This is a genomic window from Halomonas sp. SIMBA_159, from assembly GCF_046536035.1.
GTDB lineage: Bacteria > Pseudomonadota > Gammaproteobacteria > Pseudomonadales > Halomonadaceae > Vreelandella > Vreelandella venusta_A.
Window position 1 is genome coordinate 1 of sequence record NZ_JAWJBT010001579.1, and the last position, 237, is coordinate 237.

A 237-nucleotide genomic window follows, 5' to 3' on the forward strand; every position below is an offset into this window, starting at 1 on the left:
CATGGGGAATACGCTCGACCAAACCCAAGGCTTCAACCCGCATCATGGCTTCACGCAGCGGGCCACGGCTAACGGCAAACTGGCGGGCCAGTTCAGGTTCAGATATCTTGCTGCCGGCAGGAAAAACCCCGGTGACGATGCGCTCTACCAGCACTTCCAGCAAACTGTTGGATTTGGTCGGCTCTTTTACAGGGTCAGCTTTACTGCCCACAACCAGCGTGGGATCTTGCACATTGT

At 56.1% G+C, this 237-nt stretch carries 1 protein-coding gene; it reads right to left on the reverse strand.

Annotated features, from left to right (window positions below):
• A partial coding sequence (locus R0J87_RS24565; protein ID WP_498889653.1) for a GntR family transcriptional regulator occupies window positions 1–232 on the reverse strand: 232 nt, incomplete at its 3' end.
• Between the last annotated feature and the right edge of the window lie 5 nt (window positions 233–237).